This window comes from Actinacidiphila sp. bgisy160 (genome assembly GCF_057707815.1).
Genome location: NZ_JBYIQW010000034.1, coordinates 45,788 through 63,279 on the forward strand (window position 1 = coordinate 45,788; position 17,492 = coordinate 63,279).

At 70.2% G+C, this 17,492-nt stretch carries 9 protein-coding genes; 2 read left to right on the forward strand and 7 right to left on the reverse strand.

All coding sequences use genetic code 11. The features are described from left to right. Window positions 1-187 precede the first annotated feature (187 nt). Window positions 188-1,291 (reverse strand): baeRF2 domain-containing protein, encoded by a 1,104-nt coding sequence (locus AC3EUJ_RS24540; RefSeq protein ID WP_431964814.1) that lies wholly within the window; start codon window positions 1,289-1,291, stop codon window positions 188-190. 286 nt (window positions 1,292-1,577) lie between these two features. On the opposite strand from AC3EUJ_RS24540, the gene AC3EUJ_RS24545 reads away from it, so the two are divergent. Beyond that, window positions 1,578-1,805 (forward strand): DUF1918 domain-containing protein, encoded by a 228-nt coding sequence (locus tag AC3EUJ_RS24545; protein WP_431964816.1) that lies wholly within the window; start codon window positions 1,578-1,580, stop codon window positions 1,803-1,805. A 494-nt stretch (window positions 1,806-2,299) separates the two neighbouring features. After that, window positions 2,300-3,634 (forward strand): phosphoribosyltransferase family protein, encoded by a 1,335-nt coding sequence (locus AC3EUJ_RS24550; RefSeq protein ID WP_431964818.1) that lies wholly within the window; start codon window positions 2,300-2,302, stop codon window positions 3,632-3,634. Window positions 3,635-3,739: 105 nt separating this feature from the next. Here AC3EUJ_RS24550 and AC3EUJ_RS24555 read toward each other — a convergent pair whose 3' ends face one another. From AC3EUJ_RS24555 to AC3EUJ_RS24580, 6 genes are all read right to left on the reverse strand, one after another. After that, entirely contained in the window at window positions 3,740-4,540 is an 801-nt protein-coding gene (locus AC3EUJ_RS24555; RefSeq protein WP_431964820.1) for a sigma 54 modulation/S30EA ribosomal C-terminal domain-containing protein, read from the reverse strand. 154 nt (window positions 4,541-4,694) lie between these two features. After that, the gene (locus AC3EUJ_RS24560) at window positions 4,695-5,354 is read right to left on the reverse strand and encodes a uridine monophosphate kinase (RefSeq protein WP_431964822.1); all 660 of its coding nucleotides are present in this window, start codon (window positions 5,352-5,354) and stop codon (window positions 4,695-4,697) included. A gap of 386 nt (window positions 5,355-5,740) precedes the next feature. After that, window positions 5,741-7,786, reverse strand: coding sequence for an ATP-binding SpoIIE family protein phosphatase (locus AC3EUJ_RS24565; RefSeq protein WP_431964824.1), 2,046 nt, complete (start codon window positions 7,784-7,786; stop codon window positions 5,741-5,743). Window positions 7,787-8,345: 559 nt separating this feature from the next. Beyond that, on the reverse strand, window positions 8,346-8,558 hold the full coding sequence (locus AC3EUJ_RS24570) for a hypothetical protein (protein ID WP_431964826.1): 213 nt from the start codon (window positions 8,556-8,558) through the stop codon (window positions 8,346-8,348). Window positions 8,559-8,677: 119 nt separating this feature from the next. Next, complete coding sequence (locus tag AC3EUJ_RS24575) at window positions 8,678-9,529, reverse strand: D-alanyl-D-alanine carboxypeptidase family protein (protein WP_431964854.1); 852 nt, start codon at window positions 9,527-9,529, stop codon at window positions 8,678-8,680. 419 nt (window positions 9,530-9,948) lie between these two features. Then, on the reverse strand, window positions 9,949-16,914 hold the full coding sequence (locus AC3EUJ_RS24580; RefSeq protein WP_431964828.1) for a glycoside hydrolase domain-containing protein: 6,966 nt from the start codon (window positions 16,912-16,914) through the stop codon (window positions 9,949-9,951). Window positions 16,915-17,492 lie beyond the last annotated feature (578 nt).

Below are 17,492 nucleotides of genomic sequence, written 5' to 3' on the forward strand. Positions count from 1 at the left end.
AGTGGTTCACGCTGACCGGAAGCCCGGTGTTCTGTCCCTCTCAGCAGGACAGCTGAAACCTGCACCAAGCTGTGGTGGAAGCGGTTCGGGCCGGCGGCGGCACCCCCGTTCCACGGCACGACCAGCTGTGAGTACGCCCTTGAGCACCGGCCGGAACCGACGTAGAACCGCATTCCGGCATGCCTGCTCACTCGCGGGATGCGGGGTCGGCGTAGCGCAGCAGTACACCCACGCCCTCGCTCAACCGCAGCTCCTGCTCGGGCACCACGACCAGTTCGGCCCCCGTGCCGACTAGGGCACGGGCCAGGGCCGTGTCGGCCCGTTCCTCGCTGATCTCCCGTACCCCGTAGGAGCGCAGTTCCTGTTCGGCTAGGGCGAGCTGGCCGGGCTCCGGGCCGACCCACAGGCGGAACGGCGACTCGGGGTGGTCGTTGAGGAAGAGGGCCTTCACCCTGCCGCGTTGCAGCGCCGACACGGCGGACGCCAGGCCTTCCGCGAACGCTCCCTCGCGGGCCCGCTCGGTGAGAAAGGCGTCCAGCAGTGCTCGGTCGTGCGCGGCCATACGCCCCGTAAAGAGGCTTTCCAGCCGCTGCTCCAGCAATGCCCGCCCCGGCTCGGGCTCGTCGGCGCCCTCCACGGTGGTGACCTGCCCGCGCAGGGAGGCGGGAAGCCGGTTGACGAGGATGCCGCGGGCCCAGACGTCTCCGGCGACGACCACCGTCTCGACGTCGAGGCGCCGTGCGTGACCTTCCAGCTCCCGGCCCACCTCGCCGGCAGCGCGGGGCCAGTCGGCCACCGGGATCTCCTCGTCCAGCCGGTGACCCGGCGTGACCTTGGTCAGCGGCCAGATGCCCGCCTCGGCCTCGATCCGTACAGTGCCGGTGGCGTCCGTCGAGTGACGGCCGCCGTAATGCACGTGCACCGCCAGGTACGGGATCCCGGGCGCGTGCTGGACGATCAGCGGCATGGTGTCCGGCAGCGTTCCGAAGTGCGCGGTGTCCCGTGCGGGCGGTGCGGGCAACTCGTCCAGCAGGGCCACGTGTCCGTGGGCGGTGAACACGGCCTGACCGTGGGTGCCGGGAACGTCCGCGTCGCTGCCCACGGTGCCCGCCACCGCGGTGACGGAGTCCCGGTCCGCTCCCTCGGACATCAGCGCGTCCCGCAGGTGCCGCCAGCGCAGTTGTATGGCGGCGTCGGGATCCTCGATGGCGGAGTCGCGGGACGTGTCCAGGTAGACAGACGCGAAAGGACCGGACTGCTTGTAGAGCGGTTCCAGGAAGGAAAGTTTCATGGCCACTCCCGAGTGGGCTGTCGGCGCCACGTGCCACCACTCACCCGGGATGCCGCCGTATCAAGACACGTTCGGGGTGGCGTGCCGCGGCATTTCCAACTCCAGGATGCGCCTGCCTCACGAACCGTGCCGCTCGCCGCATGAGCCGTGGGGCGTCGGGCACCGGCCTGGCCACGGGCCCGATGGCCAGCCGGAGGTGCCCGAGCTGCCCCTTCTGCGCCAAGCACCTCCCCGAGGCATCCTGAACGAAGACAGGGAACGATGGCAGGGAGCGAGGTGAGCCACCATGAAGGCGCACGAAGGTGACGTGCTGCGGTTCACCAGCAGGGCCGTGGGATCCCCCGAACACCACGCCACCGTCTTGAAAGTGCTCGGCCAGAACGGCGAACCGCCCTATCGGGTGCGCTACGAAGACGGTCACGAGACAGAGATCTTTCCCGGCCCAGGATGCGTGATCGAAACCCGTCCGGCACACGACGCTTCGTTCGGACAACTACACCGGGACAGGCGGTGACCGGACTCGCCGAAGGCGGGACCGAGCCCGTGCGGCCCATGTGCGGCGCCGAGCTGCCGCTGCGTCGGGCGGCGCGAGGCGGAGCCACGACACGATCGAGCACCCGCGACTGCGAGAACGGGTACGGGTCGTCGCTGGAGCCCAAGCCGGGCTGGAAACGCGTCGACACGATACGTGTACGCTGTCCGTTTGTTTGACACGGGCGGTCCGGCCCGCTGCCCCGGCAGGCCAGGCGTTCTGTGGTGGACTGGCCCTTCTGAGTGGCGGCCTTGACCCCGCAGGTGTGAAGTGCCTGGTGCGTCAGTGTGCAGCACCGCATGCCTGAGCACGCCGGCACGGTGCGACAACGAAAGTTGTTAACGGATCAACTGACCGAGGAGCGTGCCCCGCAGCGGCGCGCGACCGTTCCTCGCCGGGGTGAGGATGGAGGTGCAGGGCACATCGCGCTGCTCGCCATACTCCGCCGTGTTCCGCCGGGGCAAGGAGGCCGGATCATGTATTTCCTGGATCGTCGGGATGCCGGCCGGCAGCTGGCCGCCCGGCTGAGGCACCTCAAAGGTTCCGGCGTCGTGGTGCTGGGGCTGCCCCGGGGAGGGGTTCCGGTCGCTGCTGAGGTCGCCCAGGCCCTGGGGGCGCCGCTGGACGTCTGCCTGGTACGCAAACTCGGCGTGCCGTTCCAGCCGGAGCTGGGCATGGGCGCCATCGGCGAAGGCGGCGTCCGGGTGATCAACGACGAGGTGGTCCGCACCACCCGTGTGACCTCCGATGAGCTGGCCGAGGTCGAAGCGCGTGAGCGGGAGGTGCTGGAGAGCCGTGCCCGACGCTACCGAGGCGGCCGGGAGCCGCTCGGGCTCGAAGGCCGCACGGTGCTGGTGGTGGATGACGGGGTGGCCACGGGGTCGACGGCGCGCGCGGCCTGCCGGATCGCCCGCGGCCGCGGGGCCGCCCGGGTCGTGCTCGCGGTTCCCGTGGCACCGCATGACTGGACCGCGCGGCTGGGCGCGGACGCCGACGACCTGGTGTGCCTGCACACTCCCTGGGACTTCTACGCCATCGGGCAGTTCTACGCCGACTTCTCCCAGACCGACGACGACGAGGTCGTCGCCTGCCTGGAGGAGGCTTTCGCCCGCCCGATGAGCACCCACCGGGCTCCGCCGGGGCATGCCCTGCCCGAGGACCGGGAAGCAGATGTGCGCGCGGGGCCGCTGGTACTGCGGGGACAGCTCACGGTCCCCGAGGGCGCGCTCGGGATCGTGGTGTTCGCGCACGGCAGCGGCAGCAGCCGCCACAGCCCGCGCAACCGGTTCGTCGCGGCCGGCCTGAACCGGGCCGGGCTGGGCACCCTGCTGTTCGACCTCCTCACCGAGGCGGAGGAGATGGATCGAGCCAACGTGTTCGACACGGACCTGCTCGCCCGTCGGCTCACGGACGCCACCGGCTGGCTGCGCGAGCAGCCCGAGGCCCGGGAACTGGCCATCGGATACTTCGGCGCGAGCACCGGCGCGGCCGCCGCGCTATGGGCAGCCGCCGAGCCCGGCGCCCGGATCGCCGCAGTCGTCTCCCGCGGTGGCAGGCCCGATCTCGCGGGACCGCGGCTGCCGGAGGTGACGGCGCCCACGCTGCTGATCGTCGGAGGCCACGACGAGTTGGTGCTCGGTCTGAACCGCGACGCTCAGGCCCGGCTGCGCTGCGAGAACAAGCTCGCGGTCGTCCCCGGCGCCACCCACCTCTTCGAGGAACCCGGCACCCTGGAGCAGGTCACCCGCCTCGCTCGCGACTGGTTCACCGACCACATGGCCCCGGCCGCCCACACAGTCGCCCGATTCTGAGCGCGGGAGGCGGCCACGAACCGCTTCCGAGTGTTCGAGGACCACACCTCTGTCTCTGCTCGGCCGAGCTTCCGCATGGGCACGGCGGTTCCATGCGACGGACCACTATTCGACGGGAGAGATCAACCCGTAATGGCCGTCGTAGCGGTGATACAGGACGTTTCCCCGCCCGGTGGTGGCGTCGGCGAAGAACACGAACGGGAAGCCAGCGAGATCCAGCCGCTGTTTCGCCTCGGCCACGCTCATCCGGGGAGCGGGAAGCTCGCTCACGGTCAGCGGCGCGGCCGCGGGACCGGCCGGCTGTGGATGTGGGTGCACCTGGGCGAGACGGTAGCCCGTCGGGCCCGCCCGGTACAGGACGCTGTCCTCTCCGGTACCCATGTCGGCGAAAAGGTGGAAATCGTAGTCCATCGATTCCAGTTCAAAGGCCGCCTCGTCGGGCGACTCCCAGGCCAGCGAGTAGGACTTGTGCCGTACGACCTGCCGCTCCTCGGCCGGGCGCGGGAAGTAGTCGGGACGGTGGGTCGGCTCACTGCCGTGCCGCCACTCGTGCGGGCCCGGTACCGGCGTCTTGCCTCGCCGGGCCTCCCAGTGCTCCTCCAGCCGCTCCAGCCGCACGGCCAACCGGTCCTGCAACCGGTCGACGGCCTCGTTCACCGCCGTGGCCGCGACGTGCGCGCGGACCGGACGACCGTTGACGTCCAGGTTGGCCTGGGCGATCGCCGGCTGCTCCATGGCGGGGTTGGCCATGTGGGTCAGTTTCACGCGGGCGTACAGAACCGGTTCCCGTGTCCGGCCGGTGAGTGCCCGTACCTTCTCCTGCGCGTACTCGACGGCTCCCGGCGGCATCTGCCCCTGGGTCTCCACTTGGATCTCGGGAGCCTGCTGTGGTGCCGATCGCTTCATGGCAGCCTCCTTGCGCGATATGTGCCCCTCTCCACACTTGCGCTCATCGGGCCTGTCCGCACGGCCGGCGTGGCCGTCCCCGGTCGGTCAGCCTCCTTGCCCCTGAGCGGACATTGCGGAACGGCCCGGCAGCGGCGGGCTCGCGAGCCCGTTTTCAAGAGAAACCGGCCGGGCCCCGCCGGACGTCAGGCAGCGGCGATCCGGGGGCCGAATGTCGCGCCCTTCGCAGATCGCCGGCATGGCGCCCGCTGCCGCGACGTCGAAGACGTGCATGACCAGGTTCTGTTCCTCGGCCAGCACGAAAGCGGCGGTGTCCATCCCCTTCACCCTTCCGCTCGATCGCCTCCCGGTAGGTGAGGTGCGCGTACCGTTTCGCGTCCGGATGCGTCTTCGGATCGCTGTCATAGACGCCGTCGACGCCGCGCTTGGCCCCCAGCAGCGCATCGGCGGACAGTTCCAGGGCCCGCTGCACCGCGGCGTAGTCGGCGGTCACAAAGGGCTGCCCGGTGCCACCGGCCAGCAGCACGATCCGGCCGCGGCGCAGCTGCCGGTCCGCCCGCAGCCGGATGAACGGTTCGGCGATGCTCTGCATGGCTACGGCGGTCATCACTCCTACGTCGGGCTCACCCCGCGCGGTCAGGGCGCCCCGCAGCATCAGAGCGTTCATCACTGTGCCGAGCATGCCGATCTCGTCCGCCTCGCCCCTCCCGAGTCCCCAGCTTCCGGCCAGCGTTCCCCGGAAGTAGTTGCCCCCGCCGACGACCACGGCGATCTGCACACCCAGGTCGTGCACCGAGGCGACCTCGTCCGCCATCTGCCCCAGTCAGACCGGATCGGTGCCTGCTGCGGCCGGCCCGGCGAACGCCGCGCCGCTGAGCTTAGGACCCCGCCGAGGCCGCGACCCTTGCATACCGGCCCACGGCCCTCGCTCCCTTCCGCCTCCCGAGACCTCAGCACGTGCGACCCGGACCCCGCGTGGGCCGTGTGGAATCGCCCCGTCCCTGGAGACAGGTACAAGCCCAGGGTCGGATGGCTACCGCGTCGACGCACCTCACGCGTCGCGACGAAGACCCCTGTGGCCTCGACGCACGGCCTCGCGGTGGTGTGTGGTCGTGCGGCTGCCAACCGGCTCGGCCCGCCCTAGACGCCCCTAGACCTCCCCTGGACCACACCGCTGGGGGTCTCGTGCGCGTAGCGGCCTCAGGCTCGTTGCGGCGTCAATGCGGGAAGGGCGATCTCGGCCCAGATGGTCTTGCCGTCATACCGCTGCCTCGTGCCCCAGCGCTCGGCGATCTGCGCCACGATGAACAGCCCCCGCCCGCCCTCGTCGAGCATGCGGGCGCGACGCAGGTGGGGAGCGGTGTTGCTGGCGTCGGACACCTCGCAGATCAGGGTGTCCTCACGGATGAGCCGCAGTTGTACCGGACCCGAGCCGTGACGGATGGCATTGGTGACCAGCTCACTGATGACCAGTTCCGTGGTGAACGCCAGTTCCTCCAGGTCCCAGCCCTCCAGTAGGGACGAGGCGAGGTCCCGGGCGTGGGCGACCTCGGTGAGGTCCTCGGAGAGGTTCCACGCCGCGGCGTGCGTGCGGTCGAGCTCCCGGGTGCGGGCGACGACGAGGGCGACGTCGTCCCGGGACGCTTCGCCGGCCACCGTGCGCAGGACGTGGTCGCACATGTCCTCCAGGGAGGAAAGCGGTTCGGCGAGCGCCTTCTGGAGATTCTCGAGTCCTTCGTCGAGGCTGTGGCCGGGGGACTCGATGAGGCCGTCGGTGTACAACGCGAGCCGCGTGCCGGCCGGCAGTTCCACTTCCGCCGTCTCGAAGGGAAGTCCACCCACTCCCAAGGGAGGACCGGCGGGGATGTCGAGGTATTCGACGCCCGATCCGGGACGCATGACGGCGGGCGGCGGGTGGCCGGCCCGGGCGGCCGTGCAGCAGCGTGAGACCGGGTCGTAGATCATGTACAGACAGGTCGCCACGATCTCGTCGGCGACCGGTCCGGCATCATGGCTCGCCCTCGTGGCATCGCCGGCGTCCGGGTGCCGGGTGATGACGTCATCGAGGTGGGTGAGCAGTTCGTCGGGGGGCAGGTCGATGTCGGCGAGTGTCCGTACGGCGGCACGCAGCCGCCCCATCGTCGCCGAGGCGTGCACCCCGTGGCCGACCACGTCACCGACCACCAGGGCGACGCGTGCGCCCGAGAGCGGGATCACGTCGTACCAGTCACCGCCCACTCCTGCGAAAAGGCCCGCGGGCAGGTAGCGCGTGGCCGCCTCCACCGCCGGTTGCCTCGGCGTCGTCGGAGGCAGGAGGCTCCGCTGCAACGCCAGGGAGGTGTTGCGCTCACGGGTGTAGCGGCGGGCGTTGTCCACGCACACCGCGGCGCGCGCTCCGATCTCCTGCGCCAGGAGCAAATCGTCGGCGTCGAAGGGGTCCCTGGCCGGGGAACGCGTGAACAGTGCCGCACCCAGGGTCACCCCCCTGGCGCGAAGGGGAATGGCCAGCGCCGAGTGCACGCCGCTCGTACCGGCGTCGCCGGCATCGGCGGGCGAGGGGGCGGCGCCCCTGATGTTCAGCATGATCGGCCTGCCGGTGAAGAGCCCAAGAGTCGGTTGCGCCCCTTCCCGGTAGACGACGGTCTCACCCGGCCCCATGCCCTCCCGGGGTGCCGACGAGCCCGCCTCGGCGGTGCGGCGCAGCCTGAGATCGCCGGTACCGGGGCGCAAGGAGGGTTCGTCACCCCGCAGGACGCTCTCGAAGAGATCAACAGTGGCGTGGTCCGCGAAGCGGTGCACGGCGACCTCGGCCAGCTCCTCGGCGGTTCGAGCCGCGTCGAGAGTACTTCCGACGCGGCTGCTGGCCTCGCTGAGGAGCGAAAGCCGCTCGCGGGCGATCATGAGCCGGCTGAACCGCCTCTCGCCCGCGATACGGATTCGGCAGACGGCCAGGCTGATACCCAAAGCCAACGCCAATGCCGAGATGATCGTGATCTGGTTGGTGCGCCCCATGCCGTGGAGGAGGACTCCGTAGAGCGCGACGGCAGCAACCAGGTTGAACAATCCGACGATCATGGTCTGCCGTACCGACAGCAGGGCACTGGCCACGACCGGGATCAGGACGGCGTACTCCGCCATGCCCATGACGTGAACGTCCGCAGCGGCCAGCGCCAACCGCACCCCCGAGACCAGCACAACGCTGAGGAGCAGGAAAACGAAACTCTTGCCCGGTCGGCCTGGATGCACGCAGCACACCTCCAAAACCGGGAGCGGCACTTGCGGCAACCCTCGTCATCGGTTCCCCTGGCAGGCGACTCACCCCAAGACGAATTGTCCCATTGCCAGCCTGACCAGTGGTAACGAAACCGCCCGCCACAGATGACGCGATGCCGCAGCGACGCGGCCGTACACCCTTTCGCCCTCGGTACGAACCGACTGAGGGAAGGTGGAAAGCGAATGCCGGCCGGCATTCGCCTCACCATGGTTCGCACGGGACACCCCGGGCCGCGCGGGGGCCGCCTCGTCGAGGGCGCGCCGACCCGTCGTCCTTGGCCCTGGCCGTGGGAACGACGGCCGGCCTTGTGGCGCCGCCGATTCCCGTCCCGCAGGCTTTGCGGGGCGCCGAGGGGCAGGGGCGAACGGGTGAGCCGCCTCCGGAGCCACCGATCGAGTGACGGCTTACGGTCGAGTCCGCGGATCGCGCTTCCGCTCCCGGACCCGGAGGTCGACCGCGGCCAGGATCGCGGCCGCCTCGGTGATCAGGCGTCGTTCGCCTGCGCGTGCCGGCGGTTCCCCGGGGACCGGGTCAGACGTCCGTGCGCGCCACCGGCCGGCACACCCCGGACCCGTGCCGGCTCCGCGGCCGCACGGTCTCCGGGAGGTCGGGGGCGGCCTGCCAGGCGTCCCCGGACGGCGCGGCGGTGCGCTTCGCCCCGGCCGGGGCCGAGCCGGTCTGGAGGGGTACGCCGCCGCGGAGAGCCTCGGACTGGAGGCCGCCGGCCCGTTCGCCCAGCGTCACGGTGACGGGCGCGCCTCGAGGGTGGCCCCGACGGGGTCCCGAGTCACGGCCACACGACGAAGGGTGTGCTCACGACCGCGCGGTCGTGAGCACACCCTTCACATGGTGCGTGCGCTGGCCTACTTCTTGAACCCGTAGTTCATCAGCTTCGTCGCGTCCGTCGCACGGCTGGTCGCCGAAGAGGATGCGAGGACGGTGCCGATGACCGTCTTGCCGTTCCGCGTCGCGGCGAAGACCAGGCAGTACTTGGAGACCGAGCCGGAGCCGGTCTTGACCCCGATGGTCCCGGAGTAGCTCTTGAGCAGCGTGTTGGTGTTGGTCCACGACATGTAGCGGTAGCCACCGCTCTTCGTGGTCACCTTCTGCTTGGTCGACTTCGTCTTCACGACCGTACGGAAGGTGGAGTACTTCATCGCGCTGCTGGCGAGCTTGGTCAGGTCGCGGGGGGTCGAGTAGTTCGCCCCGTTCCCGATGCCGTCGAACGAGTCGAAGTGGGTGTTCTTCAGACCCAGGGTCTTGGCCGTCGAGTTCATCTTGCCGATGAACGACTTGACCCGTGCGGCCCGCGTGGAGCCGGTGCCGAACTTGTCGGCGAGGGCGTAGGCCGCGTCGCAGCCGGACGGAAGCATCAATCCGTACAGCAGCTGACGGACGGTCACCTTGTCGCCGACGATCAGGCGCGCCGAGGAGGCGCCCTTGGAGACGATGTAGTCGCTGTACGCCTTCTGGATCGTCACCTTGGCGTCAAGGTTCAGATTCGGCTGGGCGAGCACGACGCGAGCCGTCATGATCTTGGTGGTGGAGCCGGTGGAGCGACGGGTGTCGGCGGCCTTGGAGTAGAGGGCCTTGCCGGTCCCGTTGTTCATCACGAAACCGCCCTTGGCGGTGATCGTGGGCACCGCGAGCGTCGCGGCGTGGGCCGGCGCGGTGAGCGCCCCGGCGGACAACACCGCTCCCAGGGTGACGCTCACCGCGGACACGCGGGATGTGATTTTTATACCGTTTCTCAAAGTGAGTACCCCAAATGTTCCTATGGGTTGACGGCATGACATGGCCGCCAGACCGTAGGACTTCCGGGAGGGGCAAGGGGATGCACATCCGGACCGGAATTTTTTCGAGTTCTTCCGCGACTCGCACGGACAGAAGTGTCGAATCTTTCTCGTATGGGACATTTCGGCTTATCGGGCAGCGCTGTCGGTCGCACCCTCGCCACCACAGACCACCGTCCGCCAGCGTGATACTCGATCAGCCACCCGCCGGGAGAAGCGATGTCCCATGGGGCCCGCGGTGAACAGCCCCGGGGTCGTCGGCGGCGTGGCCCTTCCCGCGGGTCAGCGGGATCCCGCCGCGCCCTCACGGGGCACGGCGGGTCCCGTGGCCGGGTCGTGCCTTACGCCTGGGGGATCCACAGGGGATTCGCCCACTCCGTCGCCGGGGCCCAGAATCCGGCGCCGCCCGCGGAGCCGGTTCCGTTGCCTCCGCGGCTCAGCGGGTCGGATGCCCCGGTGATGCGGTCACCACCGTTGCCGCCGGCCGCGACCGGTCGGTCGTCGCGGTCCGTGAGCTGGAACCCGACCGTGTAGGTCCGGGTGACCGAACCGTTGGCCGAGGTCACCTGGATGGTGCGGGTGGTGAACCGGTGCCCGGTCGAGGACAGGACCGAGCTGCCGTCGGTGACCTTCACCTGAGCGCCGGACTCGGCCGGTACGGCGGAGAGGGCCGGGATCTTCCTGTTGTTCGGCCAGTCGACGACGTACGTCGACACGGCCGGGTCGACGCCGTCGATCGCGACGCCTGCGACGGTGATCGCCTTGGCGTCGGCGACACTGGCCTTGGTGGCGTCGGTGTGGTTCGTGACCTTGACCGACCCGTCGGCGTTGACGACGACCTTCGCCGCCATCGCGGCCGACAGGTTGATCCGCTCCCAGCTCGCTCCGCCGTCCGCGGTGAGGTCCAGCGGGAAACCGGAGTCCGTCGCGGTCTGCTCCAGGATCTGGGTGCGCTGCTCGGCCGACAGGTCCGGAAAGGCCGTGATCAGCAGGGCCGCCGCGTCGGACGGCGCCTTGAGGGCCTGCCCGGACTTCCCCACCTGGGAGAACCCGTAGTCCAGGCGCCGCGTGTACAGGTCGACCTGCTGCGCCGCGGTCAGGCCGCCGTAGGAATCGCCCGCGCAGGCCGCGAGCGTGTCGCCGTAGCCCTCCTTCGCGCACAGCGCGAGCAGTACGTTCTCCATCTCGGTGTGGGCCTGCAGCAGCAGCTTGGCGAAGCCGGGGTCCGCCCAGCGGTGCGCGACGGTGGCCTGTCCGGAGATCCGCCCGCCCATGACGTCGAGCGGGTAGTGGAACCCGAGGACGATGCGGTTGTCCCCGTACTCCGAGGTGCGGGCCAGGATCGACGGTGCCAGTTCCGGCAGGAGCGTGGCCAGGATCGTCCCCGCCTCGTAGCCGCCGTAGGCGTGGCCGCTGGGGTACGAACCGCTGGTGGTGAGGCTGCTGTAGGAGCCGTCCTGCGACTCGTAGACGGCGCCGCCGTCGCCGACGAACCCGAGCCGGACGTAAGGGCGCTGGTAGCCGAAGTGGTCCTTCGCCGCTCCGCCCTTGTCGAGGCCCTTGGTGACGCGCGAGAACAGCGCGCTGGTCTTCGGCAGCCGGCCCCCGTTCAGGGCGTCGAGGTAGATCTGGCCGAGCCGGGAGCCGAGGCCGTCGGCCATCGTGACCGTGGAGCTGTTGGTCGCGTCGACCTCGGCCCGGTTCACCTCCTTCTGCGTCGCCGCGTTGTTGATGCGCACGGCGATCCGGTCGTTCTCAGCGGTGAGGGGGGTGCCGCCCGGCACCTTGGTGTTGGCGGCCAGGATGCCGGAGCCGAGGTCGTCGAATCCGTTGAGCAGGCCGAGGAAGTAGCCGGTCCCGTCGCCGGTGCCCGGCCACTTGTCCGACGCGTAGGTGGCGTTGAGCGTGTCGTCCGGGAACGGCGACGGCTCGTACGCCGGGTCGGCGGCGTTGGTCTCAGCGGTCGCCGGAGTGGTCACCGGCACGGTCGCGGCGGACCCGTCCGAGGTTCCGGCCAGGGTGACCGCGGTGACGGTGGCGGAGTGCGCCTTGGCCTTGCCCGTGGTCGTGAGCAGCGCCGTGTCCGTCGTGGCGGGCAGGTGCGTGGTGGTTCCGTCGTCGAGGGCCACGGTGTAGCCGGTGATCGGGAACCCGCCGTCGCCGGCCGCCTGCCAGGTCACACGGACCTGCTTGCCGTGGGTGACCACACCCGTCACGGCCGGTTTCTGCGGCTTGCCGCCGCCGGTGACCACCCGTGCCGTGGCGGCGCTCGGCTGCGAGGTGCCGACGGCGTTCACCGCCTGGACGCGTGCCGTGTACGACCTGCCGGACCGCAACCAGGTGAAGGCCGCGCTCCGGCCGTCCGGATCGTTGATCTCGATCTGGTGGCCGTCGCTGAGGGTGATCCGGTAGCCGGTGACCGGTGAGCCGCCGGTGTCCTCGGGCGCGGACCAGGCGACGGTCACGCTCGTGCCGGACGAGGTCGCCGACACCGCGTCGGGCGCGGCCGGTACCGTCTTCGGCTTCGTGGTGAGCGCGAACCGGGCATGACGGAGGGTGTCGTACCGGGCGGTGAGCGTCGCGTCCGTCGCCGATTCGTCGGCGACCGCGGTCTGCGCCGCGGTCAGTGCCGCGGTGAACGCCTTCCATGACGCGTCCGTGTAGCGGTCGTTGTCGAGGGCCGACGCGGTGGTGACCAGGTCCTCCAGCCTCAGCCGCGGAAGCGGGACCAGCTGGCCCGCGGCCAGGGTGAGGCTGCGCGTCCGCGTGTCGACTTCGAGCTGCGTCGCGTCGTCGGCGTCGAGGAGGGCGCGTGCGGCCGCGAGTTCGCGCCGGTACACACCGAAGTCGATCATGTTGTAGCGCTCGGCGTCGTCGGACAGCCCCTCGTACTGATCGATCGCCTTCCGCAGCGCGGACTTGTCCGTGGCGGCGGGAGTCTCGACGTGGTCGAAGGTGATCCGGCCCAGGTTCGCCACGTACGGGTGCGAGGCGTCGGGGGTGGTCGCCAGTCGCAGGTGGACGCTGTGCGTGCCGGTGATCGCCTTGGGCAGTGTCAGGCTCGTCGTCCCGCCGGACGACCACGCGGTTCCCGTGACCGGCAGCGGCACGGTCGCGTACGGCGTACCGGGGTTGGCCGCGTCGAAGGAGTCCAGGTGGAGCTGGACGGCGGAACCGGTACCGCAGCGGGCGGAGTTGTTGACGTAGGTGATCGTGACGGTGTTCTTCGGGGAGCCGCCGAAGTCGATGTCCCCGTAGTTCAGCCAGGCTCCGTTGTAGGTGCCGCCGAGGTCGGTGGTGGAACCCGAGCCGGTCCAGCCGACGGGTTCGCTCTTGAGGCCGCCGCCGCTGTGGGAGCCGAACGCGGTGGCGTCGAAGCCCACGGGGGCGCCGGCGGTCCGCGTCAGGGCCAGCGAGTGGATGTTGGCCACATAGGGCTGGGCGGAGGTCTGCGTGCTGGAGACGAACGCCGCGTACACGTCCTGGACGCCCGTGAAGACGCCCGGGTCCAGGTCCACGCTCGTGGTGGCGATGGTTCCCCAGCCCGAACCGCTGTAGTCGAGGGGGATGGCGACGCTCTTCGCACCGTCCTTCGCGCCGAGGTGCAGCTCGATGTGCGAGTCCGACGCCGCCCGCGACTGGGGCTTGTCATAGCGGACGGTCACGGTGTCGGCGCCGCTCGCCAGGTCGGTGTCCTTCCACTGCGCCCACGCGCCGTTCGTCACGTTCTCGAAGATGCCGTTGCCGAGGTTGAGCGGGAGCGAGCCGTTACCGGTCGTGGTGCTGTTCACCGCGGTCAGCGTGGCGAGCGTGGTCGTGGGGGACGCCTGGACCTCGTACGGCGAGAACCGGTACCAGTCGAAGTTCGACACCCACTGCCGGCCGGCCGGAGCGTGGAACACGAACGTCGCGCTCCTCGCGCCCAGCAGTGCGTCCGGGTCGGTGACGGCCGCCTGTACGGTGCTCCAGTACTGCCAGCCTCCGGTCCCGGGGAGCGAGACGGTGGCGACGACGGGGCCGTCGGCGGTGCCGGCGTGGATGTCGACGCTGCTCGGCTTGGCGGTCGTCGGCTGCGAGTTGGCGTAGCGGACCGAGACGCTGCGCGGCGCGACCCCGCCGAAGTCCAGCTTGGTGAACCGCTCCCACGATCCCTCGGTGACGCCACCGAGGTTGCCGTCGGAGTTGTTCCGCTCGCTGACCAGGCTGGGGCCCTGCTTCTCGTCGGGGTCCTCGGCCTGCAGGACGGCGTAGCCGCCCTCGTCAATGGTGAGCGCGTCGATGGCCGAGTGCAGCGCGTCGTCCGCGGCCATGATCGTGCCCGTCGCGGAGGCGGCGTCCGCGAGGACGGTCCGCGCGCGTTCGAGTGCCGACCGGAACAGGTTCCAGGAGCCGTCGGAGTAGCTGCCGCTGCGCACCAGCGAGGCTTGGTCGACGAGTGCGCCAAGGGCCTTGCGGTGCACCGCGGCAGCGGAGATGAGCAGCGGGTCGGCCGGGGATATCCCGGTGCCGTTCACCGTGGAGGCCGGTACGCCGTGGGCGAAGGCCGCGTCGTGGAAGGTGATGCCGAAGCGGGCGTCGACGTCCGTGGTGCCGGTGAGGGACAGCGTCGCCGTCCGCCTGTCGCTGACGCGGAGGTCCCCGGTGACACCCTTCGGCAGGCCGGTCATGCTCGCCGCGCCGGTCGTGGTGAGACTGGTGCCCTTGTGGGCGGCGAAGGTCACCGGGCCGGACAGGGTGAGCTTCACGCTGCCGTCGACGGTGCCGTCCTCGGCGGTGGCGACGGTGCCGGGACGGGCGGAGACGACGGTGTCGCCCGTGCCCGTGCCCGTGCCGCCGTCACCGGTGGCGCCCCCGTCGGTGTTCAGCGAGTACGCGGGCTTGGTCTCGGCCCCCCACGGTGAGGGCTTGGAGCCCATGGTGAACTCCAGCGTTCCGCCGGAGATGATCTGCGAGTAGTCCAGCCACGTGTTGTCGAACCGCTTTCCGCCCAGAGTCGCGCTCTGCACGTAGTAGTTGCCCGGCGACACGCCGTCGGCCTTCACCGTGAACTTCGAGCCGTTGGCGTAGGTGATCGTCGTGGAGTCGAAGAACGGGCTGCCGATCTGGAACTGGCTGGAGCCGGCGGTCACCGGGAAAAGGCCCAGGGCGGCGCCGACGAACATGGTCGACATGGTGCCGGCGTCGTTGTCCATGGTCGGCAGGAAGCCGTTCGGGGACAGCTTGTAGACCTGGGTCTTGACCGGCGGGGTGAACTGCCCTCCGGAACTGGGGGCTTCGTTCGTGGATCCGGTCGCGATGTAGCGGTTCCAGGTCGTGCCGGTGTAGATGGCCCGCACCCACTTCTGCGTCAGGCTCGGCTCGCCCACGTAGTTGAAGAGGTACGGGGCCTGCAGGTCGATCTCGTTCGCGTTGGAGTGCAGCATGGTCGAGCCGTCGTCGACGTCGGAGTCCTCGCCGAACATGTGCTTGACCGCCGCCTTGCCGGCCTTCTCGCCGCCCATGGCCTCGATGAGGCCGCCCATGTCGTACGCGTCGTACCAGTGGTACTGCCAGAGCGTTCCCTGGTAGAGGCCGGCCGCCTCGAACTTCTCGTAGTCGGCGCTCTGCCAGTCGCCGTTCGCGGCGCGCGGGGTGAGCAGACCGACCTTGGTGCCGTCGGCCGCGGTCCAGGCGCCGGACTTCACGAGGTTGTCGATCGCCATGGTCGACTGGGCGCGCAGCTTCTTCGCGTCGTCCTTCTGGCCGAGCGCGTCGGCGATGACGGACAGTGCCCACTGGTCGTAGCCGCGCTGGACGGTCGTGCCGGGGTCACCGGTGACGTAGCCCTGCCGCAACTGGGTCCCCGTGTAGTAGCCGGAGTACGACAGCAGCGCCGGATACGCCTCGTCGAGCCGGTCGAAGTTCTTGAAGCCCTTCGACAGCGCGTCGGCGACCAGCACGGCCGAGCGCTCCCAGCGCACGGTCGGGACCGAATGGGTGAGGCTGCCGAGGCTCTTGCCGGAGGTGCGCTGGTCGGCGAAGAGCTCGATCAGCGACTGGATCATGTCCCGGTAGGTGGCCGGGTCGATGTAGGCCTCGACGGAGTACTTGCGGAAGTCGTCCCAGGTGGACCAGCCGTCGTAGTAGGTGAAACCATTGGCCTTGTGCACCGCGCCGTCGGCGCCGCGGTACGTGCCGCTGGTGCTGGTGGCGTTCACCGGCAGCGCGTACATGCGGTACAGGTGCGTGTAGAACTCCTTGGTGAGCACCGACCCGGGGTCGGACTTCGCCGAGGCGCGTACGTCGACGGCGCCGAGCGCGGTGTTCCACTCCGCCTTCGTCCGCGCCCGCGCCTGGTCGAAGGTGAGGTCGCCCAGCTCGCTGCGCTGGTCGGTCGCGGCCTGTTCGGCGCTGATGGGCGACAGCGTGATGCGCAGTTCGATGTCGTCCCCGTGGGACTTGTCGAACCCGAGCACGGCGCCGGTGTCGGCGCCGTCCTGCGTGGTCGCCTCGCTCAGCTTGCCGTCGCTGCCCCAGCTCTTCAGGGAGGTGACGGGGGCGTTCGTGGTGGCGTTGTAGTACAGCTTGTACGAGGCGCCGTTGAACGATCCCGCGACGAGCCCGCTGATCGACGTGGTCCCGTCCGGGAGCGTCGTCGCCTTCATGGTCGAGCGGGTGCGGCTGGTGAAGTTGTTCGCGAGGTCGATGACGAGCCCGGGCTCCGACCCGGCCGGGAAGCTGTACCGTTCCAGCGCCGTGCGCGTCGTCGCGGTCATCTCGGCCTTGATGGTGCCGGAGTCCCGCTTCACCGACGACCCGGTTCCGGATATGGCTCCGAGCCCCACCTGGTAGGAGCCGGGTGTCGCGGTCTCGTCGGTGTGGCTGTACGCGTGCGCGTAGGTGCTGGGGGCCGGGCGCTTGTCGTACTGCACGGAGGTCGGGACGACCAGCAGGTCGCCGCCGCCGCCCGAGCCGCCGACACCGTCGAGGTTCGTCGCGGTGAAGCCGGCGATCTGGTCCTCGTTGTAGTCGTACCCGGTGTGGTTGCGGTTCGGCGTGGTCATCGGGTTGACCTTGGCCAGGCCGTGGGGCGCCTGGGCGCCCGGCAGGTCGTTGCCGTCGTCGCCGGCGGTCGACACGAACGGGTCGACCAGTTTCGTGTAGTCCGTGCCCCCAAACGTCCCCGCGGATGCGACGGGCACTGCCGCGGCCGCGCCGCCACCCGCCAGCGCGCCGAGGCCGAGCGCCCCGGTCAGCAGCGCCGCGACCGTCGCGCGCAGTGGCCTGCGGCGCCGACCGGCGGCCCTCGGCGGAGTGACACGAGGCAAGGGGGGATGGGATCTGATGGACACGTAACCTCTCCAGCGTCGCGATACGCACGCGCCGTTTCTGGATGACAACGTTGTCAGTCCGGATACCGGGCGTGCACCCAGAGCGATACGGCAGTGGACACGCGGGATCGTACCCGCCGTGTTCACGGCCGTCAGCCATGAAACACGCAGAAGTCGTACGGAACGCGAACGGAATCAGCACAGCAGGGGCGTGCCGGATGCCAAGTCCGGGCAAGGGCCATGTCTCCCGTGGCTTCCGGCGCGTATCCGGCGGGCCTGCCCGGGACTTCGTCGCAGGGCACAGGGGCCGGCCCCGTTCGAGCCGTGCGCCTCCACGGCGCCTCCACCGCTTGGACCTGACGGCAGGAAGGTGCCGGTCGACGTCCGATGGCCGTGAGCAGCGCATGGCGGTCGGCCCTGACAACTGCTCACCGCACCTGACGACGCAGTGACGCCGCCGCGCGAGGCGCCTATGTGGACCCCGGCCACCCGTGCCAGACGGCGGCCACCGAAGGGGCCAGCCCACGGGCCCGGGCGTAGCGGCGCCGGGAGGAACGTCGGGGTTCGCGGGGGGC

What these genes read in the sequence shown, in the direction of transcription:
- AC3EUJ_RS24540 (WP_431964814.1), bottom strand. Translation starts at nt 1,291, where the DNA reads ATGAAACTTTCCTTCCTGGAACCGCTCTACAAGCAGTCCGGTCCTTTC.
- AC3EUJ_RS24545 (WP_431964816.1), top strand. Translation starts at nt 1,578, where the DNA reads ATGAAGGCGCACGAAGGTGACGTGCTGCGGTTCACCAGCAGGGCCGTG.
- AC3EUJ_RS24550 (WP_431964818.1), top strand. Translation starts at nt 2,300, where the DNA reads ATGTATTTCCTGGATCGTCGGGATGCCGGCCGGCAGCTGGCCGCCCGG.
- AC3EUJ_RS24555 (WP_431964820.1), bottom strand. Translation starts at nt 4,540, where the DNA reads ATGAAGCGATCGGCACCACAGCAGGCTCCCGAGATCCAAGTGGAGACC.
- AC3EUJ_RS24560 (WP_431964822.1), bottom strand. Translation starts at nt 5,354, where the DNA reads ATGGCGGACGAGGTCGCCTCGGTGCACGACCTGGGTGTGCAGATCGCC.